Source organism: Methylobacterium sp. E-041 (genome assembly GCF_022829665.1).
Taxonomy (GTDB): domain Bacteria; phylum Pseudomonadota; class Alphaproteobacteria; order Rhizobiales; family Beijerinckiaceae; genus Methylobacterium.
Genome location: NZ_JAKSYQ010000074.1, coordinates 1 through 751 on the forward strand (window position 1 = coordinate 1; position 751 = coordinate 751).

At 66.7% G+C, this 751-nt stretch carries 2 pseudogenes; both read left to right on the forward strand.

The annotated features are described in order from the left end of the window. Window positions 1-560, forward strand: a pseudogene (locus MKK70_RS06880) (transposase); the annotation flags it as partial. 87 nt (window positions 561-647) lie between these two features. Next, a pseudogene (locus MKK70_RS06885) lies at window positions 648-751 on the forward strand (IS6 family transposase); the annotation flags it as partial.

The window sequence follows — 751 nt, forward strand, 5'->3', positions numbered from 1 at the left end:
ATGGGTCGCAAGACCCGACGAACCTGGGCACCGCTCTATTTCCGGGGCCTCCTCGGCCCGGGGGATCGCAAGAGCCTTCAGCCGATGGCGGCACGGCTTGGGCTTTCGGGCCACGACCAGTTGCAGCACTTCATCGCCAGCCCGGCCTGGGACGATCGCGCCTCTGGACGGAGCTGGCCCGTCAGGCGGATTGGCTGGTCGGCGAATCCGATGCCTGCCTGGTGATTGACGACACCGCCCTGCCGAAGAAGGGCAAGCTCTCGGCGCGGTTCGCCGCCATCCGGGTGCGGGTCGGCGACGGTCCGGTCTGGGGCAACAACCGGCATCTACCGGGCGCGAACGTCTGGCTCGTGAGCGAGTGGCGCTCGTCGAGCGAGCGCAAATACGACCTGTCCAACTTGCCGGCCAAGACGTCACGGAGCGCCCTGGCAGGCACGATCAAGGCGCGCTGGGTCTGCGAGCGGGCCCACCAGCAGATCAAGGACGAACTCGGCCTTGACCATTTCGCGGGACGGTCCTGGACCGGGCTGCATCGACACGCGCTGATGACGTGCATCGCTGGGCCTGTCGCAAACGCGAATGCGCCGTCGTTCACGGATCGTTAGCCATCCCTGACCAGCTTGCCGCCTCCGCCTTGAAGCAGGCCGATGATCCTGTCCGCTATCGCCGCCAAGCTGGAGCAGCGCTCCAAGGCTGACTTCAATGGCCGGCACTACGAGGCGTCGCTCATCCTGCAGGCCGTCTCCTGGTA